This window comes from Rhodoferax sp. SPJ4 (genome assembly GCF_058216275.1).
This window is the reverse complement of sequence record NZ_JBYZMN010000002.1, coordinates 416,532-439,309: the sequence shown is the minus strand read 5'-3', so window position 1 is coordinate 439,309 and position 22,778 is coordinate 416,532. Positions and strand designations below refer to the sequence as shown.

At 67.6% G+C, this 22,778-nt stretch carries 25 protein-coding genes; 10 read left to right on the top strand and 15 right to left on the bottom strand.

Annotation, left to right across the window (positions count from 1 at the left end):
• Positions 1 to 16: 16 nt before the first annotated feature.
• From AC4BAR_RS09525 to AC4BAR_RS09455, 15 genes are all read right to left on the bottom strand, one after another.
• On the bottom strand, positions 17 to 517 hold the full coding sequence (locus tag AC4BAR_RS09525; protein WP_490627618.1) for a disulfide bond formation protein B: 501 nt from the start codon (positions 515 to 517) through the stop codon (positions 17 to 19).
• Between the two features lie 42 nt (positions 518 to 559).
• Positions 560 to 1,681, bottom strand: a complete 1,122-nt coding sequence (locus tag AC4BAR_RS09520; RefSeq protein WP_490627617.1) for a sulfate/molybdate ABC transporter ATP-binding protein — start codon at positions 1,679 to 1,681, stop codon at positions 560 to 562.
• A 9-nt stretch (positions 1,682 to 1,690) separates the two neighbouring features.
• Positions 1,691 to 2,623 (bottom strand): sulfate ABC transporter permease subunit CysW, encoded by a 933-nt coding sequence (gene cysW, locus AC4BAR_RS09515; RefSeq protein ID WP_490627616.1) that lies wholly within the window; start codon positions 2,621 to 2,623, stop codon positions 1,691 to 1,693.
• Positions 2,620 to 3,501, bottom strand: a complete 882-nt coding sequence (gene cysT, locus AC4BAR_RS09510) for a sulfate ABC transporter permease subunit CysT (RefSeq protein ID WP_490627615.1) — start codon at positions 3,499 to 3,501, stop codon at positions 2,620 to 2,622. Before cysT ends, cysW begins: the two co-directional genes overlap by 4 nt.
• Before the next feature lie 5 nt (positions 3,502 to 3,506).
• Complete coding sequence (locus AC4BAR_RS09505) at positions 3,507 to 4,502, bottom strand: sulfate ABC transporter substrate-binding protein (protein ID WP_490627614.1); 996 nt, start codon at positions 4,500 to 4,502, stop codon at positions 3,507 to 3,509.
• Entirely contained in the window at positions 4,499 to 5,083 is a 585-nt protein-coding gene (locus tag AC4BAR_RS09500; protein WP_490627613.1) for an RBBP9/YdeN family alpha/beta hydrolase, read from the bottom strand. The genes AC4BAR_RS09505 and AC4BAR_RS09500 overlap by 4 nt, the downstream gene beginning before the upstream one ends.
• A 130-nt stretch (positions 5,084 to 5,213) precedes the next feature.
• Entirely contained in the window at positions 5,214 to 5,855 is a 642-nt protein-coding gene (locus AC4BAR_RS09495) for a peroxiredoxin (RefSeq protein ID WP_490627612.1), read from the bottom strand.
• Positions 5,856 to 5,887: 32 nt separating this feature from the next.
• Positions 5,888 to 6,103, bottom strand: a complete 216-nt coding sequence (locus tag AC4BAR_RS09490; RefSeq protein WP_490627611.1) for a TOBE domain-containing protein — start codon at positions 6,101 to 6,103, stop codon at positions 5,888 to 5,890.
• A 23-nt stretch (positions 6,104 to 6,126) separates the two neighbouring features.
• On the bottom strand, positions 6,127 to 6,951 hold the full coding sequence (locus tag AC4BAR_RS09485) for an ATP-binding cassette domain-containing protein (protein WP_490627610.1): 825 nt from the start codon (positions 6,949 to 6,951) through the stop codon (positions 6,127 to 6,129).
• Positions 6,948 to 7,796 carry an aliphatic sulfonate ABC transporter permease SsuC gene (ssuC, locus tag AC4BAR_RS09480; protein ID WP_490627609.1) on the bottom strand — a complete coding sequence of 283 codons (849 nt, stop codon included), beginning with the start codon at positions 7,794 to 7,796 and terminating at the stop codon, positions 6,948 to 6,950. Before ssuC ends, AC4BAR_RS09485 begins: the two co-directional genes overlap by 4 nt.
• A gap of 10 nt (positions 7,797 to 7,806) precedes the next feature.
• Positions 7,807 to 8,970: an FMNH2-dependent alkanesulfonate monooxygenase gene (gene ssuD, locus AC4BAR_RS09475; protein WP_490627608.1), complete on the bottom strand. Its 1,164-nt coding sequence runs from the start codon at positions 8,968 to 8,970 to the stop codon at positions 7,807 to 7,809.
• A gap of 30 nt (positions 8,971 to 9,000) precedes the next feature.
• Positions 9,001 to 10,008 (bottom strand): aliphatic sulfonate ABC transporter substrate-binding protein, encoded by a 1,008-nt coding sequence (locus AC4BAR_RS09470; protein WP_490627607.1) that lies wholly within the window; start codon positions 10,006 to 10,008, stop codon positions 9,001 to 9,003.
• A gap of 11 nt (positions 10,009 to 10,019) precedes the next feature.
• Positions 10,020 to 11,120, bottom strand: coding sequence for a sulfonate ABC transporter substrate-binding protein (locus AC4BAR_RS09465; RefSeq protein ID WP_490627606.1), 1,101 nt, complete (start codon positions 11,118 to 11,120; stop codon positions 10,020 to 10,022).
• Positions 11,121 to 11,234: 114 nt separating this feature from the next.
• Entirely contained in the window at positions 11,235 to 11,819 is a 585-nt protein-coding gene (ssuE, locus tag AC4BAR_RS09460; RefSeq protein ID WP_490627605.1) for an NADPH-dependent FMN reductase, read from the bottom strand.
• 28 nt (positions 11,820 to 11,847) lie between these two features.
• Entirely contained in the window at positions 11,848 to 12,864 is a 1,017-nt protein-coding gene (locus tag AC4BAR_RS09455; RefSeq protein ID WP_490627604.1) for a sulfate ABC transporter substrate-binding protein, read from the bottom strand.
• Positions 12,865 to 12,983: 119 nt separating this feature from the next.
• Between AC4BAR_RS09455 and AC4BAR_RS09450 the strand changes: the two genes are divergently transcribed.
• The 10 genes from AC4BAR_RS09450 (at position 12,984) to AC4BAR_RS09405 (ending at position 22,701) form a co-directional block, all read left to right on the top strand.
• Entirely contained in the window at positions 12,984 to 13,256 is a 273-nt protein-coding gene (locus tag AC4BAR_RS09450; protein WP_490627603.1) for an oxidative damage protection protein, read from the top strand.
• A 38-nt stretch (positions 13,257 to 13,294) separates the two neighbouring features.
• Positions 13,295 to 15,025, top strand: a complete 1,731-nt coding sequence (gene mnmC1 / locus AC4BAR_RS09445) for an FAD-dependent 5-carboxymethylaminomethyl-2-thiouridine(34) oxidoreductase MnmC1 (protein ID WP_490627602.1) — start codon at positions 13,295 to 13,297, stop codon at positions 15,023 to 15,025.
• Between the two features lie 90 nt (positions 15,026 to 15,115).
• Positions 15,116 to 15,904, top strand: a complete 789-nt coding sequence (locus tag AC4BAR_RS09440) for a sulfite exporter TauE/SafE family protein (protein WP_490627601.1) — start codon at positions 15,116 to 15,118, stop codon at positions 15,902 to 15,904.
• Between the two features lie 31 nt (positions 15,905 to 15,935).
• Entirely contained in the window at positions 15,936 to 17,759 is a 1,824-nt protein-coding gene (locus AC4BAR_RS09435) for a nitrite/sulfite reductase (protein ID WP_490627600.1), read from the top strand.
• A gap of 5 nt (positions 17,760 to 17,764) precedes the next feature.
• Entirely contained in the window at positions 17,765 to 18,160 is a 396-nt protein-coding gene (locus AC4BAR_RS09430; RefSeq protein WP_490627599.1) for a DUF934 domain-containing protein, read from the top strand.
• Positions 18,157 to 18,942 (top strand): phosphoadenylyl-sulfate reductase, encoded by a 786-nt coding sequence (locus AC4BAR_RS09425; RefSeq protein ID WP_490627598.1) that lies wholly within the window; start codon positions 18,157 to 18,159, stop codon positions 18,940 to 18,942. Before AC4BAR_RS09430 ends, AC4BAR_RS09425 begins: the two co-directional genes overlap by 4 nt.
• A complete protein-coding gene (gene cysD / locus AC4BAR_RS09420) occupies positions 18,939 to 19,868 on the top strand; it encodes a sulfate adenylyltransferase subunit CysD (protein WP_490627597.1) in 930 nt (309 codons plus the stop codon). The genes AC4BAR_RS09425 and cysD overlap by 4 nt, the downstream gene beginning before the upstream one ends.
• Positions 19,868 to 21,166, top strand: coding sequence for a sulfate adenylyltransferase subunit 1 (locus tag AC4BAR_RS09415; RefSeq protein ID WP_490627596.1), 1,299 nt, complete (start codon positions 19,868 to 19,870; stop codon positions 21,164 to 21,166). The genes cysD and AC4BAR_RS09415 overlap by 1 nt, the downstream gene beginning before the upstream one ends.
• Positions 21,167 to 21,235: 69 nt before the next feature.
• A complete protein-coding gene (fdxA, locus tag AC4BAR_RS09410; RefSeq protein ID WP_490627595.1) occupies positions 21,236 to 21,562 on the top strand; it encodes a ferredoxin FdxA in 327 nt (108 codons plus the stop codon).
• Between the two features lie 35 nt (positions 21,563 to 21,597).
• A complete protein-coding gene (locus tag AC4BAR_RS09405; protein WP_490627594.1) occupies positions 21,598 to 22,701 on the top strand; it encodes an NAD(P)/FAD-dependent oxidoreductase in 1,104 nt (367 codons plus the stop codon).
• Positions 22,702 to 22,778 lie beyond the last annotated feature (77 nt).

The window sequence follows — 22,778 nt, the reverse complement described above, 5'->3', positions numbered from 1 at the left end:
CGCCGGCGGCGGCCCTTCAGCGCCGCAGCGCGCGGGCCAGCAACAGGAGCGTGGTCAGGCTGATGGCCACAAAACAGACGAAGGACCAGTTGGCGATGCTGCCACCGAGAAAGGTCCAGTCGATCTTGGTGCAGTCGCCACCGCCCTTGAAGATCATGGGAATGGCGCGCTGCAGCGGAAAGGTTTCGATCATGCCGTAGAAGTCACGGCCGCAGGACGCGACCTCGGGCGGGTACCACTGCAGCCAGCTCTGGCGGGCAGCGACAAAAGCGCCAAAGCCGGCGGCCAGCAACAGCAGCAGCTCGCCGCCCACCTGCACCCCTTTGCGGCGGCTGAGCGCGGTGAGCCCGGCCACGATGGCCACCACCACCAGCGCGTAACGCTGCACGATGCACATCGGGCAGGGCTCCAGCCCCACGACATGCTGCAGGTACAGCCCGAAGGCGAGCAAGGCCACACAGGCCAGGCTCAGCAACACCAACATGCGGCGCGGTGCCGCCAAAAAACCGTTCAACATGCCCATCCTTTTGCTGCCGCAGGACCGGCCGGCGGCACGGTCTCAGGCGGCGTTGTTTTCCACAAACACGCGGGCGTGGCGCGGCGTGACCACCAGTGTCTCGCCCTCGCGCAGCCCCAAGTCCTTGTATTGTTGCGCAGGAATCTGGGCCTCGATCAGCCGGTCGCCAGAAGACGGGGTGTTGCCAGGGCCATCGTCCAGTGGCAACAGCTCCAGGCGGGCGATGGGGCCGATCACCACCGCGCGGCTGAGCTGGGCCACGATGCCGCGGTGCTGGCCGGCGGCGTTGCGCTCGCTGCCGGGCGAGTAGCGCTGCACATCGAAGTCGTGTGGCCGCACATAGGCATAGGCCTTGGCGTCCTGGGTGGCCTGGTGTTCGGGCGCGTCCAGCCGCAGACCTTGCAGGTGAACCTCGCCTTCGTGGGCGCGACCGTGGAACAGGTTCACGTCACCGAGGAAGCCATACACGAAGGGACTGGCCGGATGGTCCCAGACCTGCTGCGGCGAGCCGATCTGCTCGACCTTGCCGGCGTTCATCAGCACCACCCGGTCGGCCACTTCCAGCGCCTCTTCCTGGTCGTGGGTGACGAAGATGCTGGTGACGTGCAGGTCGTCGTGCAGGCGGCGCAGCCAGCGGCGCAATTCCTTGCGCACCTTGGCATCGAGCGCGCCAAAGGGCTCGTCAAGCAGCAGCACCTTGGGCTCGACCGCCAGCGCACGGGCCAGCGCAATGCGCTGGCGCTGGCCGCCGGACAGCTGCGAGGGGTAGCGGTCGGCCAACCAGTCGAGCTGCACCAGGCCCAGCAGGTCGTGCACCTTGCGCTTGATTTCGTCTTCCGACGGGCGCTGGCCACGCGGCTTGACACGCAGGCCGAAGGCCACGTTCTCGAACACCGTCATGTGGCGGAACAGCGCGTAATGCTGGAACACAAAACCAACCTGGCGCTCGCGCACATGGACGTCGGTGGTGTCTTCGCCGGAGAACAGGATGCTGCCGGCGTCGGCGGTTTCCAGCCCGGCAATGATGCGCAGCAAGGTGGTCTTGCCGCAGCCCGACGGGCCCAGCAGCGCGACCAGTTCGCCGGAGGCGATGTCCAGGCTGACATCGCCCAGCGCCTGGAAGCTGCCAAAGTGTTTGCTGACGTTGCGGATTTCAATGCTCATGATGGACTTTCAGCGGCCGGTGTCGAAGGCGGTGACGGGGACATTGACCACCGGTGTGTGGGGCCGCTCGGGGGGCAGTTCGGCGGCGGCTTTCAGCTCCTGCTCTTGCCGCCATTCGGCGATGGACTTGATGACCAGCGTGACCAGGGCCAGCAGCGCCAGCAGCGAAGCCACCGCGAACGCCGCCACCGACTGGTACTCGTTGTACAGAATCTCCACATGCAGCGGCATGGTGTTGGTCTGGCCGCGGATGTGGCCGGACACCACCGACACCGCGCCAAACTCGCCCATGGCCCGCGCGTTGCACAGGATGACGCCGTACACCAAACCCCACTTGATGTTGGGCAGCGTGACATGCCAGAAGGTCTGCCAGCCGCTGGCGCCCAGCACGATGGCGGCCTGCTCCTCGTCGTTGCCCTGGGCCTGCATCAGCGGAATGAGTTCGCGGGCGATGAAGGGGAAGGTGACGAACACCGTGGCCAGCACGATGCCGGGCACGGCAAAGATGATCTTGATGTCGTGGGCCTGCAGCCAGGGGCCAAACCAGCCCTGGGCACCGAACATCAGCACATAGATCAAACCGGCCACCACCGGCGACACCGAGAACGGCAGATCGACCAGCGTGGTGAGGAAGCTTTTGCCACGGAACTCGTACTTGGCAATCGCCCAGGCGGCGGCCACACCGAACACCAGGTTCAGCGGCACCGAGATGGCGGCAGCCACCAGCGTCAGCCGGATGGCGGCCCAGGCGTCGGGCTCTTTCAGCGCCTCCAGGTAGGCCCCCAAGCCCTTGCGCAAGGCCTCGGTGAACACGGCCGCCAGCGGCAACACCAGGAACAGGAACACGAAGGCCAGCGCGATGACCGTCAGCGTCCAGCGCACCCAGGGTGCTTCGGTGGTGCCGGCCTGGGTTCGGCCCAAGGTTTTGGCGGGGGCGCTCATGCGGGGGCTCCGGCGTTGCGGCGCTGCCAGGCCTGCAGCGCGTTGATGACCAGCAGCAGCACAAACGAGATGCCCAGCATCACCACCGCCACCGCGGTGGCGCCGGCGTAGTCGTACTGCTCCAGCTTGCCGATGATGATCAGCGGGGTGATTTCAGACACCAGCGGCACGTTGCCGGCGATGAAGATCACCGAGCCGTACTCGCCAATGGCGCGGGCGAAGGCCATCGCAAAACCGGTCAGCAGCGCCGGCGTGATGTGCGGCAGGATGACCTTGGTGAAGATTTGCAGCCGGGTCGCGCCCAGCGAGGTGGCGGCTTCTTCCAGCTCTTTCTCGGCGTCTTCGAGCACCGGCTGCACCGTGCGCACCACGAATGGCAGGCCAATGAAGATCAGCGCAATCACCACACCGGCCGGCACAAAGGCCAGCTTGATGCCCAGCGGCTCCAGGTACTGGCCCACCCAGCCGTTGCCGGCCAGCAAGGCGGTCAGCGAGATGCCGGCCACCGCGGTGGGCAGCGCAAACGGCAGGTCCACCAGCGCGTCGACGATTTTCTTGCCGGGAAACTTGTAGCGCACCAGCACCCAGGCCAGCAGCAGGCCGAACACCAGGTTGACGCCGGCGGCGATCAGCGAGGCGCCAAAGGTCAGCCGGTAGGAGGCCAGCACCCGGGGCGAGCTCACCGCGGCCCAGAACTGCTCACCGGTCAGCGAAAAGGTTTTGAACAGCAGCGCCGACAGCGGAATCAGCACGATCACGCTGAGGTAGAACAGCGTGTAGCCCAAGGTCAGGCCAAAGCCCGGCAGCACCCGGCGATTGGTGCGCGGGCGGGCGGGGGCCGGCGCCGCGTCGGGCAGCGCCGGGGTCAAAGTGGCCACCGACATCACTTGCCTGCGGTGTACAGCTTGTCGAACTGGCCACCGTCGTTGAAGTGTACCTTTTGCGCCTCGGCCAGCGAGCCGAAGTACTCGGACACCGGCACCAGCGTCAGTGGCTTGAAGACCTGGGCGTATTTCTTCAGCACCGCCGGCGAGCGCGGGCGGATGGCGTGCTTGGCGGCGATCTCCTGGCCTTCGTCGGAGTACAGGTAGTCAAGGTAGGCCTTGGCCAGCTCGCCCGTGCCCTTTTTGGCGGTGGTGCGCTCCACCACCGCCACCGGGTTCTCGGCAATGATGCTGACCGACGGGTGAACCGCATCGACCTTGCCGGTGCCGAACTCACGGTCGACCGACACCACTTCCGATTCAAAGGTGATCAGCACGTCGCCGATGTTGCGTTGCAGGAAGACCGCGGTGGCGTCACGGCCACCGCGGGCCAGCACCGGCACGTTGGCAAACAGCTTTTTGACGAACTCGGCGGCGTCGGCGTCGCTGCCACCCTTTTTGCGCACATAGCTCCAGGCCGCCAGGTAAGCCATGCGGCCGTTGCCGCCGGTCTTGGGGTTGACCACCACCACCTGAATGCCGGGCTTGATGAGGTCGTCCCAGTCCTTGATCTTCTTGGGGTTGCCCTCACGGGTCAGGAACAGCATGGTCGAGGTGGTGGGCGCGGCGTTGTTAGGGAAACGCTTGGCCCAGTCCTTGGCCACCACGCCTTTTTCGGCCAGAAAATCCACGTCGGTGGTGGTGTTCATGGTCACCACGTCGGCCTCCAGGCCGTCGGCCACCGCCCGCGCCTGGGCGCTGGATCCAGCGTGCGACTGGTCAACCTTGATGTCCTTGCCGGTGGTCTTCTTGATGTGGGCCACAAAGGCGGCGTTGTAGTCCTTGTAGAACTCGCGCGCCACGTCGTAGGACACATTGAGCAGGGTCTGGGCACCCACGGCGCCACTGGCCACCAGGGCGGCCACCACCAGAACTTGTTTGAAAGCTGTTTTCATGCGATTTGGATCACGTGGTTGGAATGGGAAATGGCATTGTGAGGCGTGGCGGCCGCCGGCAACAGCGACTGCAGCAGCGCCAGGCCCAGCGGCCACTCGCCGTGGCCCGAGGCCACATTGATGTGGCCGGCGTCCTGCAGGCGCACAAACTCGCTGCCCCAGGCCCGCGCGTAGGCACCGGCCAGGCGCACCGGGCAATAGGGGTCGTTGGAACTGGCCACCAACACGCTGCGGTAGGGCAGCCGGGCAAAAGGCACGGGCGCGAAATCGCTCAGCACCGCCCGCCGCTCGGGGTCGGCCGGGGCCACCAGCAAGGCGCCCTGAATGCGCTCGGCGGCCTCGGGCGGCAAATGGGTGGTGGCGATGCAGCCCAGGCTGTGCGCCACCATCACCACCGGGCCGGGCTGCTCCAGCACGGTGCGGGTCAGCGAAGCCAGCCAGGCGCTGCGTGACGGGGTGATCCAGTCGTCTTGCCGCACCCGCACCGCGCCGGGCAGGCGCTCGGCCCACAGGCTTTGCCAGTGGCCGGGGCCGGAATCGCGCCAGCCGGGAACGATCACAAGGGTGGGGGTGGCAGTCATGTCAGGAAGGGCTTGAGCGACGCAGTGTGACTGGCGGGGCTTCAAACTCAAAAGACTATTTTTGAGTTTGTAAATGACGAATCCGTATAAAAAAGGCGGTGACGCGCCGCGCCACCGCCCAAGCCTCGCCTCACTTGTTGGGTTGGGGCGTCACACGCAGATAGGGTTTGATGGCCTGGAAGCCCTTGGGAAAACGCTGGGCGATCTCGGCCGGGTCTTGCAGGCTGGGCACGATGATCACGTCGTCGCCGTCCTGCCAGTTCACCGGCGTGGCGACCTTGTGGCTGTCGGTCAGCTGCAGCGAGTCGATGACGCGCAGGATCTCGTCGAAGTTGCGGCCGGTGCTGGCCGGGTAGGTGAAGGTGGTGCGGATCACCTTCTTGGCGTCGATGATGAAGACGCTGCGCACGGTGGCGTTGGCCAGTGCGTTGGGGTGAATCATGTCGTACAGCGTGGCCACCCGGCGGTCGGCGTCGGCCAGGATGGGGAAGTTGACGGTGGTGTGCTGGGTTTCGTTGATGTCGGGCACCCACTGGGCGTGCGACGCCAGCGTGTCCACACTCACCGCGATGGGCTTGACGCCGCGCCGGGCGAACTCGCCGGCCAGCGCCGCGGTCTTGCCCAGCTCGGTGGTGCAGACCGGGGTGAAATCGGCCGGGTGCGAAAACAGCACCACCCAGGCGTCGCCCGCCCATGCGTGGAAGTGGATGTCGCCGTGGGTGGATTGCTGGGTGAAATCGGGGGCGGTGTCGCCCAAGCGCAAGGTGGCCATGGGGGGCTTTCTCAGGTGTGAAGGGGTGGCGCTCAGAGCTTGGCGATCGACACCTCGGTCGACTTGACCAGGGCCACCACCTCGCTGCCGACCTTCAGGTCGAGGTCGGTCACCGAGCGGGAGGTGATGACCGAGGTGACGATGCCCCAGGGGGTTTCGACGTCGATCTCGGAGACCACGTCGCCGCGGATGATTTCCTTGATCTTGCCTTTGAACTGGTTGCGCACGTTGATGGCTTGGATGGACATGGTGTAGCTCCTGGTTGAAAAAATCAGATCGCCCAGCGCAGCGCGTGGGCAGGTTCGCCTGGCCAAGGGCGCTGGGGGCCTGGCTCGGGTTCGGTGGCCGGGTGTTGCAGCACCCGGTCGAGGATGCGTTTTTCCACCGCGGCAAAGGCCGCGTCGCCATGCACCCGGGGGCGCGGCAGGCAGATGGTTTCGTCGAGCGCGATGCGGCCGTCCTCGATCAGGATCACCCGGTCGGCCAAGGCCACCGCCTCCTGCACATCGTGGGTCACCAACAGCGCGGTGAAGCCGTGGGTGCGCCACAGCCCTTCGATCAGCCGGTGCATCTCGATGCGGGTCAGCGCGTCCAGCGCGCCCAGCGGCTCGTCGAGCAGCAGCAGGCGCGGCTGGTTGACCAGCGCCCGCGCCAGCGAGATTCGTTGGCGCTGGCCACCGGACAGCTTGGCAGGCCAGTCGCCCAGTCGGTCACCCAGACCGACCTGGGCCAGTACCTCGGCGCCGCGCGTTCGCTGTGCCGGTGCCAGACCAAGAGTGACGTTGTCGATCACCCGCTTCCAGGGCAACAGGCGGGCGTCCTGGAACATGATGCGCGAGTCCGGGCGCAGCCCGGTGTGGGGCTCGCCGTCGATCTGGATCTGGCCAGCTGTGGCGGGCTCCAGCCCGGCCACCAGCCGCAGCAAGGTGCTTTTTCCGCAGCCGCTGCGGCCGACGATGACAACGAACTGACCGGGGTCGATGAACAGCTGTGTCTGACGCAGCACATCGCGCTGGCCGTAGCGTTTGCCCACGCGCTGCAGGCTCAGGCTCACGCCGCCCGGGGCGGGGTTGGGATCACTCATGGAGGTTGTCATGGGGTGGTGGATTGGTAGCCCGGGTGCCAGCGCAACCAGTGGTGCTCGAGCGCGCGGGCGGCCAGGTCGGCCAGCTTGCCCAGTAGCGCATACAACAGGATGCCGACCAGCACCACGTCGGTCTGCAGGAACTCACGGGCGTTCATGGTCAGGTAGCCGATGCCGGCCTGGGCGGAGATGGTTTCGGCCACGATCAGGATCACCCACATCAGGCCCAGCGAGAAACGCAGCCCGACCAGGATGGACGACAGCGCACCGGGCAGGACGACTTGGCGGTACAGCTGCCAGCGCCCCAGGCCGTAGGTGCGGCCCATCTCGATCAGGCCCGGGTCCACGTTGCGGATGCCATGAAAGGTGTTGAGGTAGATCGGGAAGAAGACCGACACCGCGATCAGGAACAGCTTGGCTGTCTCGTCGATGCCGAACCACAGGATCACCAGCGGGATCATGGCCAGCGCCGGGATGTTGCGCACCATCTGCACGGTGGAATCGAGCAGGGTCTCGGCCCATTTCACCGAGCCGGTCAGCAGGCCCAGTGCCAGGCCCAGGCCACCGCCCACCGCCAGCCCGGCCAGGGCCCGGCCGGCACTCACCTGCACATGGGTCCACAGCTCACCCGACAGCGTCAGCGTCCATGCCGCACGCGCCACCTCCAGCGGCGCCGGCAGCACCCGGGTGGCCAGCCACCCCAGCGACGAGGCCAGCTGCCACAGCAGCAGCAGGCCCACCGGCAGCAGCCAGGGCAACAGCCGCTGCACCAGCCGGTCCAGGCCTTGCCAGAGAACCGGCTCGGGTGCTGGCGCGTCGGTGACCGGCGGCGACGAGGAAACAGTCAAAACGTCCATGGCCTCCCCTTCAGCTCTGCGAGAACTTGGGCGAGAAGACGTTGGCAACCACCTCGCCAAACGGGCCGGCCAGCACTGGGGTGTTGGCCGCCTGGCCAGGCCGGATGCCCAGCTTGGGAAAGACCAGCTCGGCAAAGCGGTAGGCCTCTTCCAGGTGCGGGTAGCCCGAAAAGATGAAGGTCTCGATGCCGATGTCCTTGTAGGCCTGGATGCGGGCGGCTACGGTGTCGGGGTCGCCCACCAGGGCGGTTCCGGCACCGCCGCGCACCAGGCCCACGCCGGCCCACAGGTTGGGGCTGATCTCCAGCGCCTCGCGGGTGCGGGCCCCGCCCTGGCGGTGCAGCGCGGCCATGCGGCGCTGGCCCTCGGAATCCATCTTCGCGAAAGCAGCCTGGGCGGCGGCAACGGTCTGGTCGTCCAGCCGGCTGATCAGGTCTTCGGCAGCGGCCCAGGCTTTCTCCTCGGTTTCGCGCACGATCACGTGCAGGCGGATGCCGAATTTCACCTGCCGGCCATGGGCAGCGGCGCGCTGGCGCACGTCGGCAAGCTTGGCGGCCACCGCAGCTGGTGGTTCGCCCCAGCTCAAATAGGTGTCGACCTGTTCGGCCGCCAGGCCGTGCGCGGCCTCCGACGAACCACCGAACCATACCGGCGGGTGGGGTTGCTGCAGCGGCGGGTAGAGCACCTTGGCACCTTTGACCCGCAGGTGCTGGCCATCAAAGTCCACCGCCTGCTGCCGGTGGCTTGCGGCCAGCACCTCGCGCCAGATTTTGATGAACTCGGCCGAGGCCTCGTAGCGTTCGGCGTGGTTGAGGAACAGGCCATCGCCTTCCAGCTCGGCGGTGTCGCCCCCGGTGACCAGGTTCACCAGCAGGCGGCCACCAGAGAGGCGGTCGAAGGTGGCGGCCATGCGGGCGGCCAGCGTGGGGGTGGTCAACCCGGGGCGCAGCGCCACCAGGAACTTCAGCTGCCGGGTGGCACTGATCAGGCTGGCCGCCGTGACCCAGGGGTCTTCGCACGACCGGCCAGTGGGCAGCAAAACCCCTTCAAAGCCCAGCGTGTCGGCGGCCACCGCGACCTGGCGCATGTAGTCCAGGTCCACCGCACGGGCACCCTCGCCAGTGCCCAGGTAGCGGCTGTCGCCATGGGTGGGAATGAACCAAAACATGCTCATGGGGAAACTCCAGAAAAACGATGAGAAAAATCAGCGGGAGGCCTGGGCCAGGCGCTGGCCGGGCGGCTGCCAGACGATGTCGGCCACCGTCACCGGCCGGGGAATCAGGCCCAGGCCGTGGAAGGCATCGGCCACCCGCTGCTGGTCGGCGGCGGTGGCAGCGTCCAGTGGGCGCACCGGCGACGGCGGGCGACGCTGCAGAAAGTGGCTCACCACCCCGGCGTCCAGGCCGCTGAAATCGGCAATCAACTTGATGGCGTCGGGCCGGCGGGTCTGCACCAGGCGGTCGGCCCGCGTCAGCTCCTCGAACAGGGCCGCCACCACACCGGTGTGCTGGGTGGCAAAGGGGCGGGAGGCCAGGTAGAAGGAGTTGTTGCTCGACAGGCCACGGCCGGTGGCCAGCGCGCGCGGCGCAATCGCCAGCTCGGTGGCGGCGTAGAACGGGTCCCAGATGGCCCAGGCGTCCACACTCTGGCGCTCAAAGGCCGCGCGGGCGTCGGCCGGGACCAGGTACACCGGCTGGATATCGCTCCATTGCAGGCCCGCCTGCTCGACCGCCCGCACCAGCAGGTAGTGGGCGCTGGAGCCTTTCTGCAGGGCCACGCGTTTGCCCTTGAGGTCGGCCACACGGCGCAGTGGCGAATCCTTCAGCACCAGGATGGCCGAACTGTCGGGCTTGGGTGGCTCGGCGCCCACGTACACCAGGTCTTTGCCGGCGGCCTGGGCGAACACCGGGGGGGAATCGCCGGTCAGGCCGAACTCCAGGCTGCCGGCGGACAACGCCTCCAGCAATTGCGGCCCGGCCGGGAACTCGTTCCAGCTGACCCGGGTCTGGGGGAAGCGCTTTTCCAGCCAGCCCGACTGCTTGACGATGACCAGGTTGGCGGCCGACTTCTGGTAACCGATGCGCAGTTGCGCCAGCGGTTTGGCGTCGGCGCCGGCCTGGGCCAGCGCCAGACCCGGGGCCAACCCCCAGGCACTGGCGGTCAGGCTCAGCAGTTTCAACAGGCGTCGGCGCAAGAGGTGGGGGTGCGACATGACCACTCCTTTCAGCGGCCGACGGTGTCGGTGGCTGTGGCGGCGGTGCGCACCGGCTTGGCGGGCAGGGCGTCGGCCACCCGAATGGGCTGGGGGATCAGCTTCAGCTCGTGGAACACGTCGGCCACCTTCTGCTGCTCGGCCGCCACCTTGGCGGACACCGACAACACCCCCAGCGGGTAGCGACGCAGGCTGGACTTGACCACCTCCACGTCCAGACCCTGCAGCGGCGCAATCAGTTTGGCGGCCTCGTCCAGGTGAGCGGTGAGCCAACGGCCGCGCTCCACCGCGTCGTCAAACAGCGCGGCCACCACCTGCGGATGCTTGTCGTTGAAGCCGCGCTCGGCCAAGTAAAACAAATGGTTGTTCACCAGGCCGGTGCCGTCCACCAGCACCCGGGCCCCGATCTGCTTCTCCGCGGCCGACAGGAAGGGGTCCCAGATGGCCCAGGCATCCACCGCACCACGCTCGAAGGCGGCCCGGGCGTCGGCAGGGGCCAGGAACACCGGCTGGATGTCGCTGTACTTCAGGCCGTTCTTTTCCAGTGCCTTGACCAGCAGGTAATGCACGTTGGAACCCTTGTTCAACGCCACCTTCTTGCCTTTGAGGTCGGCCACCGAACGGATGACCGAGTCCTTGGGCACGACCAGTGCCTCGGCCTGCGGCGAGGCCGGGTCGTGGCCCACGTAGACGAACTTGGCGCCGGCAGCCTGGGCAAAGATGGGCGGGGCTTCGCCCACATGGCCGACGTCGATGGAGCCGACGTTCAGGCCCTCCAGCAACTGCGGCCCGGCGGGAAACTCGACCCACTTGACCCCGAAGCCCAGCGGCGCCAGGCGCTTTTCCAGCGTGCCCTGGGCCTTTTGCAGCGTCAGCAGACTGGCCGACTTCTGGTAGCCGATGCGCAGCTCGCCTGCGGTCTGGGCATGGGCGGTGGGCAGCAGCAGAAAGCCGGCGATCAGCGCCAGCGCGGCCAGCACCACGGTGCCAACAACGAAGTGGCGCACCTGGCGCAGCACGGCGTCCCAGCGGCGGTCGGTCTCGGCCTCGGCCAGCGGGTCGGTGGTCCAGGGGGCCGGGTGGGCCGGCGCGGCAGAAGAAGAATGGGTCATGACGGTGTCCTCGTTCAAAAGCGCAGGCAAGAGGTGTCCCTCCGCCTGCGGGGGCAGTGATGTCAACAAAGGGATGGGGAGGCGGGCCGCGCCGGCAGGGGCGCGGCCGGGGGGTCAGACGCTACATCGAACCCGCGAGAACGGCACCGGCTCGAAGCCGCTGGTGGCCGGGGTGCGGAAACCCTCGGCCAGCAGCTGGGCCACAGCGGCGTCCAGGCGCTGGGTCAGCTCGGGTGCCAGCTGGTGGCCGCCATCGGGCAGCAGCACCACTTGGGCGTCGGTGGCGTAAACACCGGGCAGGATCAGGCGGGCCGACAGCGACTGCAGCACCGGCCGCAGCGCGTAGTCCAGCGCCAGCATGTGGTGGGGGCTGCCGCCCGTGGCCAGTGGCAGCACCAGCTTGCCCTTGAAGGCGGTCTGCGGCAGCAGGTCCAGGAAGACCTTCAGCACGCCGCTGTAGGCCGCTTTGTAGACCGGCGTGGCGATCACCACCGCGCTGGCCTGCGCCACCTGGTCGGCGGCGGCGCGCACCGTGGCGTGGTCAAAGTCGGCCAGGATCAGCGCTTGTGGCGACAGGTCGCGCACCCGCAGCCGTTCCGAGTCGGCCGCGCGCTGTGACAGCCGGTCTTGCACCGCGTCGAGCAGGACCGCCGAGCGCGAACGCTCCGAGGGGCTGCCGGCAATGAGCAGAATGGACATGGCCCGGGTTCCTTGCAGTGCGCGCCGCTCACTTCTTGGTGTAGATCTGGTCGAACGAGGCGCCGTCGGCAAAGTGCTCGCGGGTGGCCTTGTCCCAGCCGCCAAAGGCCTGGTCGATGGTGAACAGGTTGAGCTTGGGGAACTGCTTGGCGTACTTGGCCTGGGCCTTGGCCGAGACCGCCGGGCGGTAGTAGTTTTTGCCGGCGATGTCCTGGCCTTCTTCGCTGTACAGGTACTGCAGGTAAGCCTCGGCCACCGCGCGGGTGCCCTTCTTGTCGACGTTCTTGTCAACCACCGCCACCGCCGGCTCGGCCAGGATGCTGATGGACGGCACGACCACGTCGAACTTGGTGCCGAACTCCTTGTCCAGCAGATAGGCCTCGTTCTCCCAGGCCACCAGCACATCGCCCTGGCCGCGCTGGGCGAAGGTGATGGTGGAGCCACGGGCCCCGGTGTCCAGCACCGGCACGTTGCCGTACAGCTTGGCCACGAAGTCCTTGGCCTTGGCGTCGCTGCCCAGCTTGCGCTTGGCGAACTCCCAGGCCGCCAGGTAGTTCCAGCGGGCGCCGCCCGAGGTCTTGGGGTTGGGTGTGATCACCGAGATGCCGGGCTTGACCAGGTCGTCCCAGTCCTTGATGCCCTTGGGGTTGCCCTGGCGCACCACCAGCACGATGGTGGAGGTGTAGGGCGAGGCGTTGTGCGGCAGCTTTTTCTGCCAGTCGGCGCTCAGCCAGGCGCCGTTCTTCACCAGCGCGTCGGTGTCGCCGGCCAGCGCCAGCGTGGCCACATCGGCGTCCAGGCCGTCGATGATGGAGCGGGCCTGTTTGCCCGAGCCGCCGTGCGACTGCTTGATGGTCACGTCCTGGCCGGTCTTGGCCTTCCAGTGCTTGGCGAAGGCGGCATTGAAGTCCACATACAGCTCGCGGGTCGGGTCGTAAGACACGTTGAGCAGGGTCACCGGGGCGGGCTGGGCCAGGGCCTGGCCGGCAAGACCGGCGGCGGCGAGGGCCAGTGAAAGCTTGATAATGTGGCGGCGGGAGGTCATGGTGTGTTTCCAGTCAGTTCAACGATGGACTGGATTCTGAAAGCCGACCTTCAAAACTGGAACTACCAAGATTTCAGTTCTTTATAGCCAAATCATCCGAAGAAACACACGAGGCACTCATGGCGCGCATGGTTCACTGCATCAAACTCGGCAAGGAAGCCGAGGGTCTGGATTTCCCGCCCTACCCGGGCGAACTGGGCAAACGCATCTGGGAAGGTGTCAGCAAGGAGGCCTGGGCCGCCTGGCTCAAGCACCAGACCATGCTGGTCAACGAGAACCGGCTCAACCTGGCCGACCTGCGCGCCCGCCAGTACCTGGCCCGCCAGATGGAGAACCACTTTTTCGGCACCGGCGCCGACGCGGTCCAGGGCTTTGTGCCCCCGGCCAACTGAGCCCACGCCCGCATTGGCCATGACCCGCTGCGCCGGCCATGGCCCCACCTGAGCCGGACGGCGCCTGGCCCCAGCCCAGCCCCGCCCACTGGCAGGTGTTGTGGGTGGGCGAGCAGGCACTGGCGGGCTTTCTCTCCCTCTGGCGGCACTGGTCGGCCAGCGATCCCCGCCGGCGGCCAGCCCGCCTGTCTGTGGTGTGCCTGTGCACCGCCTTGCCGGCCGACGGCCCCGATCCGGCCGGGCTGCACGCCCTCCCCGCCGAACTCGCCACCCTGTTGCAGGCCCAGTGGCCCACGGCCGCCGCAGGCTTTCACAGACTGCGCCTGGGCGATGTGGACCTGACCCTGTGCGTGGGGCCAGTGCGGGCCTCGCTGCTGGCCCAGGGCTTCGAGGCCGACGCGGTGGCCATCGACGCCCGCCACACCGGCCGCGACTGGGATTTGCACACCGTCAAGGCCCTGGCCCGCTGCTGCCGCCTGGGCGCGGCGGTGCAGATGGCCGTGGCCCCCGCCGAGGCCCGGGCCATGGCCGGCCTGCTGCGCCAGGCCGGTGTGGTGCTCGCCAGCGACACCCCGCCCGACCGGCTCAACGGCCACTACACCCCCCCCTGGACACCGCGGCGCCGCACCGCCTTTGCCTGCCGCCAGGCCGGCGAGGTGACGGGGCGCCAGGCCGCGGTGGTGGGCGGCGGCCTGGCCGGTGCCAGCGTGGCGGCCAGCCTGGCCCGTCACGGCTGGCAGGTGCGGGTGCTGGACGCGGCCGAACAGCCGGCCAGCGGCGCGTCCGGCGTGCCGGTGGGCCTGTTCGCGCCGCACTGGTCGCCCGACGACAGCCCGCTGTCCCACCTGAGCCGGGCCGGCGCCCAGGCCTTGCTGCACACCGTGCGCGCGCTGCTGCGCGAGGGCCAGGACTGGGCGCCCACCGGCGTGCTGGAGCACCGCGGCGGCGGTGGCCCGCTGCCAGAGCCGCCCAAAGGCTGGCATGGCGCGCAGCCGGCCAGCGCCGAGCGGCTGCAGGCCGCGCACTGGCCCGCACACACCCCGGCGCTGTGGCACGGCCAGGCCGGCTGGGTCAAGCCGGCCCGACTGATCGAGGCCTTGCTGGCCACGCCGGGGGTGGCCTGGCGCGGCAACAGCCCCGTGAGCCGTCTCGCCCCGGCAGATGGCCGCTGGCAGCTGCGCGGGGCCGATGGCCAGACCGTGGACAGCGCCGACCTGGTGGTGGTGACCGCCGGCCACGCCAGCGCCGCCCTGCTGAACCCAGCGCTGCCACTGCAGCCGGTGCGCGGCCAGGTGAGTTGGGGCGACCACGGGCCAAGGGACGCCACCGCCCTGGCGCCGTTCCCGGTGAACGGCGCCGGCAGCCTGGTGCCGCAGGTGCCCAGCCCCGCCGGCCCCCGCTGGTACCTGGGCGCCACCTTCGAGCGCGACCACACCGACACCGCGGTGACGCCGGCCGACCACCTGGCCAACTGGCAGCGGCTGGCCACGCTGGCGCCGGACTGGGTGCCCGAGACCGGACCGGGCGGGCTGGCGGGCTGGGCCGGCGTGCGCTGCGCCACGCCCGACCGGCTGCCGCTGCTGGGGCCGGTGCCGCAGCCCGCCGACAACGGGCCTGGTCTGGCGCCCTGGGTCTGCAGCGGCTTTGGCGCGCGCGGCCTGTGCTGGGCCCTGCTGTGCGCCGAACTGCTGGCCGCCCGGCTGCATGGCGAGCCGCTGCCGGTGGCCCGCCAATGGGCGGAAGCGCTGGACCCGGGCCGGTTTGGATGAGTTGGCGATGTTCTTATACAGAAAACGACATACCGGCCTAACTAATCAATAGTTGGGTTTCATAAGGGTTCCCCCTAAAGTGCCAACCCTATGCATGATTTGGCGTTTGTTTTTGCCGGCTTTTTTGTCGGCCTGGTGGTGGGCCTGACCGGCGTCGGCGGCGGCTCGCTGATGACGCCCATCCTGATTTTCTTTTTCGGCGTCAAACCCTACCTGGCCGTGGGCACGGATTTGCTGTTTGCCGCCTTCACCAAGATGGGTGGCACGGTCAGCATGGCGCGCCAGCAGCTGGTGCCCTGGCGGGTGGTGGGCCAGCTGTGCGCCGGCAGCATCCCGGCCGCGCTGGTGACGCTGTACGTGCTGCACGAAATCGGCCCGGCCGACCCGGTGGTGCAACGCGTCATGACCACCACGCTGGGCGTGGCCCTGCTGCTGACCGCCTGCGCCACGCTGTACAAGGCCTTGCGCGGCCGCCAGATCGTGCGCCACCATGGCACCCCCAGCGACGAGGCGCTGCGGCCCCGCCACTGGAGCCTGCCGCTGCTGTTTGGCGGCTTGATCGGCACCCTGGTCACGCTGACCTCGGTCGGTGCCGGCGCCATCGGTGTGACGGTGCTGATGCTGCTCTACCCGCTGCTGCCGCTGCCGCGCATCGTGGCCGCCGACATCGCCTACGCCGTGCCGCTGACGCTGGTGGCTGGCCTGGGCCATGCCTCGCTGGGCTCGGTCGACTGGCAGCTGCTGGGCCTGCTGCTGTGCGGTTCGCTGCCGGGCATCTACATTGGCTCGCGCCTGGTGCTGAAGGCGCCGGAGCGGCTGATCCGCTCGCTGCTGTCGGGCCTGCTGGCCTATGCCGGCCTGAAGCTGATCGCGATTTGATTGTTTTTTTGAACCTCCGCTGAGATTCACCATGTACCAGTACACCGATTTCGACAAGGCCTTCGTCAAGCTGCGCGCCGACCAGTACCGCGACCAGCTCACCCGCAACCAGGCCGGCCAGCTGGGTGACGACGAGTTCCGTCCGCTGCGGCTGCAAAACGGCTGGTACATCCAGCGCTACGCGCCCATGCTGCGGGTGGCCGTGCCCTATGGCGAGCTGTCCAGCGCCCAGGTGCGGGTGCTGGCCAAAATTGCGCGCGAGTACGACCAGCCCACCGCCGCGCTGCTGAACGACGCCCAGGCCACGCAAGACAAGCTGGGCCCCATCCCGCTGAAGAACGGCCAGCGCATCGGCACCAAGCTGACCACCGGCTACGCCCACTTCACCACCCGCCAGAACGTCCAGTACAACTGGATTCCGCTCGACAAATCGGCCGACGTGATGGACCTGCTGGCCAGCGTGCACATGCACGGCATCCAGACCAGCGGCAACTGCATCCGCAACATCACCAGCGACGAGCTGGCCGGCATCGCGGTCGACGAGATCGCCGACCCGCGGCCCTTTGGCGAGATCCTGCGCCAGTGGAGCACGCTGCACCCCGAGTTCGCCTTTCTGCCGCGCAAGTTCAAGATTGCCATCTCTGGCGCCCGCGAAGACCGAGCCGCCGTGGCCTGGCACGACGTGGGCCTGCACCTGGTGCGCAACGCCGAAGGCGAACTGGGCTTCAAGGTGCTGGTCGGTGGCGGCATGGGCCGCACGCCGGTCATCGGCACAGTGATCCGCGAGTTCCTGCCTTGGTCGCAGATCATGAACTACCTCGAGGCCGTGGTGCGGGTCTACAACCGCTGGGGCCGGCGCGACAACATGTACAAGGCGCGCATCAAGATCCTGGTCAAGGCCGAGGGCCAGCGCTACGTCGACGAGGTGGAAGCCGAGTTCAAGCAGATCGTCGAGATCGACGGTGGCCCGCACACCATCACCCAGGCCGAGCTGGACCGCGTGACCGCCTGCTTTGTGCCGCCGGCACTGGCGCCCATCGCGGGCAATGCCGACGAAAAAATCAACGCCATGCTGCAGGCCGAAGCCGGCCAGGACGGCGAGTTCAGCCGCTGGCTGCGCCAGAACGTGGCCGCCCACAAGAACCCCGCGCTGCGCGCCGTGACGCTGTCGTTCAAACGCCTGGGCCAGGCCCCCGGCGACGCCACCGCCGACCAGCTGGACATTGCTGCCGACCTGGCCGACCGCTTCAGCGCCGGTGAGGTGCGCGTGACGCACGACCAGAACCTGCTGCTGCCCTGGGTTGCTGCCGACCAGCTGCCCGAGCTGTGGCGCGCCGCCCGCCAGGCCGGTTTTGCCAAGCCCAACATCCATTTGCTGACCGACATGATCGCCTGCCCCGGCGGCGATTTCTGCGCGCTGGCCAATGCCCGCTCAATCCCGGTGGCCGAGGCCATCACCGAGCGCTACCAGGACCTGGACGAGCTGGACGACCTGGGTCCGATAGACCTGCACATCAGCGGCTGCATCAACTCCTGCGGCCACCACCACAGCGGCCACATCGGCATCCTGGGCGTCGACAAGGACGGCAAGGAGTGGTACCAGGTCACGCTGGGCGGCTCCGATGGCTCGGCCCTGAGTGGCGCGGCCACCCCCGGCAAGGTGGTGGGCCCGTCGTTCAGTGCGGCCGAAGTGCCCGACGTGATCGAGGCGGTGCTCGGCACCTACCGCCAACTGCGCGACGGCAAAGAGCGTTTCATCGACACGCTCAAGCGCGTTGGCATCGACCCTTTCAAGGCCGCCGCCAATGGCGCGCGCCACCCGGCCCAGCCCGTTGCCGAAGCCGCCACCGCCTGAACACCATGAAACTGATTGCTTCCACCCCCGAAGACACGCTGGCCAGTGGCCAGAACGACCCCACGGTTGTGGCCCTGGCCAACGACGTGGACCCGCTGGCCGTGCCGCTGGACGGCGTGTTGCGCATCGACCTGCACTTCCCCAAGTTCACCGACGGCCGGGCCTACAGCCAGGCTTTTCTGCTGCGCCGTCGCCGTGGCTTCCAGGGCGAGATCCGCGCCACCGGCGACGTGCTGATCGACCAGCTGGTGCAGATGCAACGCACCGGTTTCGATGTGGCCGTGCTGCGCGCCGACCAGGACCTGTCGCTGGCGCAGCGCCAGTTCGACCGCTTCAGCGGCTTCTACCAGGGCGATGCGGTGCACACCGCACCGCTGTTTGCCACCGCGGCCGCCGCATGAGCTCCTCCAGCATTTCCGCCCTCCCAGGCACCAGCGCCAGTGGCAACGCCATCGCGCTCTACGCCAAGCCCTCCGCCAACTTTGCCGCCAAGCTCGAGCGCAGCAAGCAATTGCTGCGCGAGGCCGAAGCCCAGTACGCGCCGCTGACCCAGGCCTCCAGCCTGGGCGTGGAAGACATGGTGGTCACCGAGCTGATCCACCAGACCGGCATCCAGACCCGCATCTTCGTGCTGGAAACCGGTCAGCTGCACGCCGAGACGGTGGCGCTGCTGGACACCTTGCAAAAACACTACGGCCGCGAGGTCGATGTCTACCACCCCATCGCTGCCGACGCCGAGGCCTTTGTGGCCAACAACGGCCCCGAGGCCATGTACCAGAGCCTGGCGCTGCGCAAGGAATGCTGCGACATCCGCAAGACCCGCCCGCTGGCGCTCGCCCTGGACGGCAAGAAGGGCTGGCTGACCGGCCTGCGCCGCGAGCAGTCGAACGCCCGCGCCGAAGTGAGCGAGGTCGAGCAGCAACCGGAGCGCGCCAAGATCAACCCCATCGTCGACTGGACCTGGGGCGATGTCTGGCACTTCGTGCAATTGCACAACATCCCCTACAACCCGCTGCACGACCAGTTCATGCCCAGCATCGGCTGTGCGCCCTGCACCCGCGCCATCGCCGTGGGCGAAGACTTCCGCGCCGGCCGCTGGTGGTGGGAAGACAGCAGCAAAGAATGTGGCCTGCACGTCGACGGCGGCAAGGCCAAAGTGATCGCCATCAAGGAACAGGCATGAACGCCCGCACCGAATTTCCGCTGACCAAGCTCAGCAACTCCCACCTGGATGCGCTGGAAGAAGAAACCATCTTCATCCTGCGCGAAGTGGCCGCCGCCTTCGAGCGCCCGGCCCTGTTGTTCTCCGGCGGCAAGGACTCGCTGGTCATGCTCAAGTGTGCCGAGAAGGCCTTTGGCGTGGGCCGCATCCCCTACCCGCTGCTGATGATCGACACCGGCCACAACTTCCCCGAAGTGACCGATTTCCGCGACTTCCGCGCCAAGGAATTGCAGGCCGACCTGATCGTGCGCAGCGTCGAGGATTCGATGGCCCGCGGCACGGTGCGCCTGGCCCATCCCGGTGAGAGCCGCAACGTGCACCAGTCGGTCACGCTGCTGGAAGCCATCGACGAGTTCCGCTTCGACGCGCTGATCGGCGGCGCCCGCCGCGACGAAGAAAAGGCCCGCGCCAAGGAGCGCATCTTTTCGCACCGCGACAGCTTCGGCCAGTGGCAACCCAAGGCCCAGCGCCCCGAGCTGTGGACACTGTTCAACACCAAGCTGCAGCAGGGCGAGCATTTCCGCGTGTTCCCGATTTCCAACTGGACCGAGCTCGACGTGTGGCAGTACATCGCCCGAGAAAACATCGCGCTGCCCTCGCTGTACTACACCCACAAACGCGAGGTGGTAGAGCGCAAGGGCCTGCTGGTGCCGGTGACCGAACTGACCCCGCCGCGCGACGGCGAGCAGGTGGAGCTGCGCGACGTGCGTTTCCGTACCGTGGGCGACATCACCTGCACCTGCCCGGTGGAAAGCCCGGCAGCCAGTGCGGCCGACATCGTGTTGGAAACCCTGGCCGCCGAGGTCAGCGAACGGGGCGCCACCCGCATGGACGACAAGACCAGCGACGCCTCGATGGAAAAACGCAAGAAAGACGGGTACTTCTGATGAGCGCGACCGATTTCGCAACCCTGCCGGCCGGCACCGAGAACGACCACGCCTCGGCGCTGAAATTCATCACCTGCGGCAGCGTGGACGACGGCAAGAGCACGCTGATCGGCCGCCTGCTGGTCGACAGCAAGACCGTGCTGCAAGACCAGCTGGCCGGCGTGCAGCGCGGCGGCGAGACCGACCTGGCGCTGCTCACCGACGGCCTGAGTGCCGAGCGCGAGCAGGGCATCACCATCGACGTGGCCTACCGCTACTTCGCCACCGCCCAGCGGAAGTTCATCATCGGTGACGCCCCCGGCCACGAGCAGTACACCCGCAACATGGTCACCGCCGCCAGCAGCGCCGACGCCGCGGTGGTGCTGGTCGACGCCACCAAACTCGACTGGGCCAACCCCCAGATGACGCTGCTGCCGCAAACCCGCCGCCACTCGCTGCTGGTGAATTTGCTGCGCGTGCCCTCGGTGGTGTTCACCGTCAACAAGCTCGACGCGGTGGCCGACGCGGGCCAGGCGTTTGCCAACATCACCGGCGCCTTGCAGCGCTTCGCCCAGGACGCCGGCATCACCGTGCGCGCCATCGTGCCGATCTCGGCGCTGAAGGGCTGGAACGTGGTCGACGCCCACGCCGGCTGGTGCGGCTATGCCGGCCCCAGCCTGCTGCAGCTGCTGGAGCAGCTGCCCAACACCCCGGCCGAGAAGGACGAGGCCTTTGCCTTCCCGGTGCAATGGGTGGAGAAGTTCTCCTCGTCGTCCGACACCTCGCAGGGTCGCCGCGTGTTCTGGGGCCGTGTGGCCACCGGCAGCGTGGCCCCTGGTCAGGACGTGACGGTGCTGCCCAGCGGCCAGACCGCCAAGGTGGCCCAGGTGCTGAACGCGGTGCGCACGCCCGGTGCCATGGCCGCCGGCCACAGCGCCGGCATCGTGCTGGACCGTGAAGTCGACGTGTCGCGCGGCGACTGGCTGCTGGCCACCGGCGCCTTCACGCCGCAGCGCGAGGTCGAGGCCACCGTGGCCTGGATGGACGACGAGCCCCTGGTGGCTGGCCGCCTTTACTGGGCGCTGCATGGCCACCGCTGGGTCAAGGCCAAGGTCAAGCGCATCGTCCACAAGCTGGACGTGAACACCCTGGCCGAGGAAGACGCCAGTGAGCTGCCCCCCAACGCCATCGGCCACATCACGCTGGCGCTGCAGGAGCCGCTGGCCACCCTGCCCTATGCCCGTTCGCGGGCCGTGGGCGCCATGGTGCTGGTGGACACCGCCTCGCACAAGACCTCGGCCGCCGTGCTGATCCGCTGAACCACCTAAAATAGAGGGTTAACGCGGATTCCCGCGTCGACCTGTTCCAAACTTTCACCGCCCACTGCCATGACCCACGTTGTCACCGAAGCCTGCATCCGTTGCAAATACACCGACTGTGTGGACGTGTGCCCGGTCGACTGTTTCCGCGAAGGCCCGAACTTCCTCACCATCGACCCGGACGAGTGCATCGACTGCGCGGTCTGCATCCCCGAGTGCCCGGTGAACGCGATCTATGCCGAAGAAGACGTGCCGGCCGACCAGCAGCACATGACCAAGCTGAATGCCGACCTGTCGCGCATCGGCTGGCCCAGCATCACCAAGCGCAAGACGCCGCTGCCGGACGCCGACGACTGGAAAGACAAGACCGACAAGCTGTCGGAGCTGGTGCGCTGAGCGCACGCCCCCTTTTTTCTTTTTTGCCCATCCCCATGGAACCTCAATTGAACAACGCAGTGGTTGACACCGCCCAGGCGCACGACGGCCCGATCGAGACCGACGCCATCATCGTGGGCGCTGGCCCGGTGGGTCTGTTTCAGGTGTTTGAACTCGGCCTGCTGGAAATCAAGGCCCACGTGATCGACGCGCTGGCCTACCCCGGTGGCCAGCCCATCGAGCTCTACCCCGACAAGCCCATTTACGACATCCCGGCCATCCCGGTCTGCACCGGCCAGGAACTGACCGATGCGCTGCTCAAGCAGATTGAACCCTTCGGCGCCACCTTCCACCTGGGCCAGACCGTCAGCACCGTGCAAAAGCAGGACGACGGCCGCTTCTATGTGGAAACCTCCAAGGGCACCCGCTTCCTGACCAAGACCATCTTCATCGCCGGCGGCGTGGGCGCTTTCGAGCCCCGCACGCTGAAGGTCGATGGCCTGGACCAGTTCGACGGCACGCAGCTGCACTACCGGGTGAAGAACCCGGCCGACTTCGCTGGAAAAAACCTGGTCATCGTCGGTGGCGGCGACTCGGCCCTGGACTGGACGCTGAACTTCGTCGCCGAAGGCCCGAACAAGGCCGAGAGCGTGATCCTGATCCACCGCCGCGACGGCTTCAAGGCCGCCCCGGCCAGCGTGGCCAAGATGAAGGAGCTGTGCGACCAGCACGAGATGCAGTTCATCGTCGGCCAGATCACCGGCTTCGACGCCCGTGATGGCAAGCTGGTGGGCGTGAAGGTGACCGGGGCCGACGGCGTGACCCGCGTGGTGCCGCTGGACGTGTTGCTGGTGTTCTTCGGCCTCAGTCCCAAGCTGGGCCCGATCGCCGACTGGGGTCTGGACATCGAGCGCAAGCAGCTGGTGGTGGACACCGAGAAGTTCTCCACCAACATTCCCGGCATTTTTGCGGTGGGCGACATCAACACCTACCCCGGCAAGAAGAAGCTCATCCTGAGCGGCTTCCACGAATGTGCGCTGGCTGCCTTTGGCGCCGCGCCCATCATCTTCCCCGAGAAGGGCAAGATCCACCTGCAGTACACCACCACCAGCCCCAAGCTGCACAAGGTGCTGGGCGTGGAATCGCCGGTCTTCGACTGAGCGGCCCTGCACTGTCCTACGAACAAGCCCGCCACGTGCGGGCTTTTTCTTGCCCGTCGTTACAATTCAACGGTGTT

Excerpts from the sequence above, each read along its gene's own strand:
- AC4BAR_RS09525 (WP_490627618.1), bottom strand. The coding sequence starts at position 517 with ATGTTGAACGGTTTTTTGGCGGCACCGCGCCGCATGTTGGTGTTGCTG.
- AC4BAR_RS09520 (WP_490627617.1), bottom strand. The coding sequence starts at position 1,681 with ATGAGCATTGAAATCCGCAACGTCAGCAAACACTTTGGCAGCTTCCAG.
- cysW (WP_490627616.1), bottom strand. The coding sequence starts at position 2,623 with ATGAGCGCCCCCGCCAAAACCTTGGGCCGAACCCAGGCCGGCACCACC.
- AC4BAR_RS09505 (WP_490627614.1), bottom strand. The coding sequence starts at position 4,502 with ATGAAAACAGCTTTCAAACAAGTTCTGGTGGTGGCCGCCCTGGTGGCC.
- AC4BAR_RS09500 (WP_490627613.1), bottom strand. The coding sequence starts at position 5,083 with ATGACTGCCACCCCCACCCTTGTGATCGTTCCCGGCTGGCGCGATTCC.
- AC4BAR_RS09495 (WP_490627612.1), bottom strand. The coding sequence starts at position 5,855 with ATGGCCACCTTGCGCTTGGGCGACACCGCCCCCGATTTCACCCAGCAA.
- AC4BAR_RS09490 (WP_490627611.1), bottom strand. The coding sequence starts at position 6,103 with ATGTCCATCCAAGCCATCAACGTGCGCAACCAGTTCAAAGGCAAGATC.
- AC4BAR_RS09485 (WP_490627610.1), bottom strand. The coding sequence starts at position 6,951 with ATGACAACCTCCATGAGTGATCCCAACCCCGCCCCGGGCGGCGTGAGC.
- ssuC (WP_490627609.1), bottom strand. The coding sequence starts at position 7,796 with ATGGACGTTTTGACTGTTTCCTCGTCGCCGCCGGTCACCGACGCGCCA.
- ssuD (WP_490627608.1), bottom strand. The coding sequence starts at position 8,970 with ATGAGCATGTTTTGGTTCATTCCCACCCATGGCGACAGCCGCTACCTG.
- AC4BAR_RS09470 (WP_490627607.1), bottom strand. The coding sequence starts at position 10,008 with ATGTCGCACCCCCACCTCTTGCGCCGACGCCTGTTGAAACTGCTGAGC.
- AC4BAR_RS09465 (WP_490627606.1), bottom strand. The coding sequence starts at position 11,120 with ATGACCCATTCTTCTTCTGCCGCGCCGGCCCACCCGGCCCCCTGGACC.
- ssuE (WP_490627605.1), bottom strand. The coding sequence starts at position 11,819 with ATGTCCATTCTGCTCATTGCCGGCAGCCCCTCGGAGCGTTCGCGCTCG.
- AC4BAR_RS09455 (WP_490627604.1), bottom strand. The coding sequence starts at position 12,864 with ATGACCTCCCGCCGCCACATTATCAAGCTTTCACTGGCCCTCGCCGCC.
- AC4BAR_RS09450 (WP_490627603.1), top strand. The coding sequence starts at position 12,984 with ATGGCGCGCATGGTTCACTGCATCAAACTCGGCAAGGAAGCCGAGGGT.
- mnmC1 (WP_490627602.1), top strand. The coding sequence starts at position 13,295 with ATGGCCCCACCTGAGCCGGACGGCGCCTGGCCCCAGCCCAGCCCCGCC.
- AC4BAR_RS09440 (WP_490627601.1), top strand. The coding sequence starts at position 15,116 with ATGCATGATTTGGCGTTTGTTTTTGCCGGCTTTTTTGTCGGCCTGGTG.
- AC4BAR_RS09435 (WP_490627600.1), top strand. The coding sequence starts at position 15,936 with ATGTACCAGTACACCGATTTCGACAAGGCCTTCGTCAAGCTGCGCGCC.
- AC4BAR_RS09430 (WP_490627599.1), top strand. The coding sequence starts at position 17,765 with ATGAAACTGATTGCTTCCACCCCCGAAGACACGCTGGCCAGTGGCCAG.
- AC4BAR_RS09425 (WP_490627598.1), top strand. The coding sequence starts at position 18,157 with ATGAGCTCCTCCAGCATTTCCGCCCTCCCAGGCACCAGCGCCAGTGGC.
- cysD (WP_490627597.1), top strand. The coding sequence starts at position 18,939 with ATGAACGCCCGCACCGAATTTCCGCTGACCAAGCTCAGCAACTCCCAC.
- AC4BAR_RS09415 (WP_490627596.1), top strand. The coding sequence starts at position 19,868 with ATGAGCGCGACCGATTTCGCAACCCTGCCGGCCGGCACCGAGAACGAC.
- fdxA (WP_490627595.1), top strand. The coding sequence starts at position 21,236 with ATGACCCACGTTGTCACCGAAGCCTGCATCCGTTGCAAATACACCGAC.
- AC4BAR_RS09405 (WP_490627594.1), top strand. The coding sequence starts at position 21,598 with ATGGAACCTCAATTGAACAACGCAGTGGTTGACACCGCCCAGGCGCAC.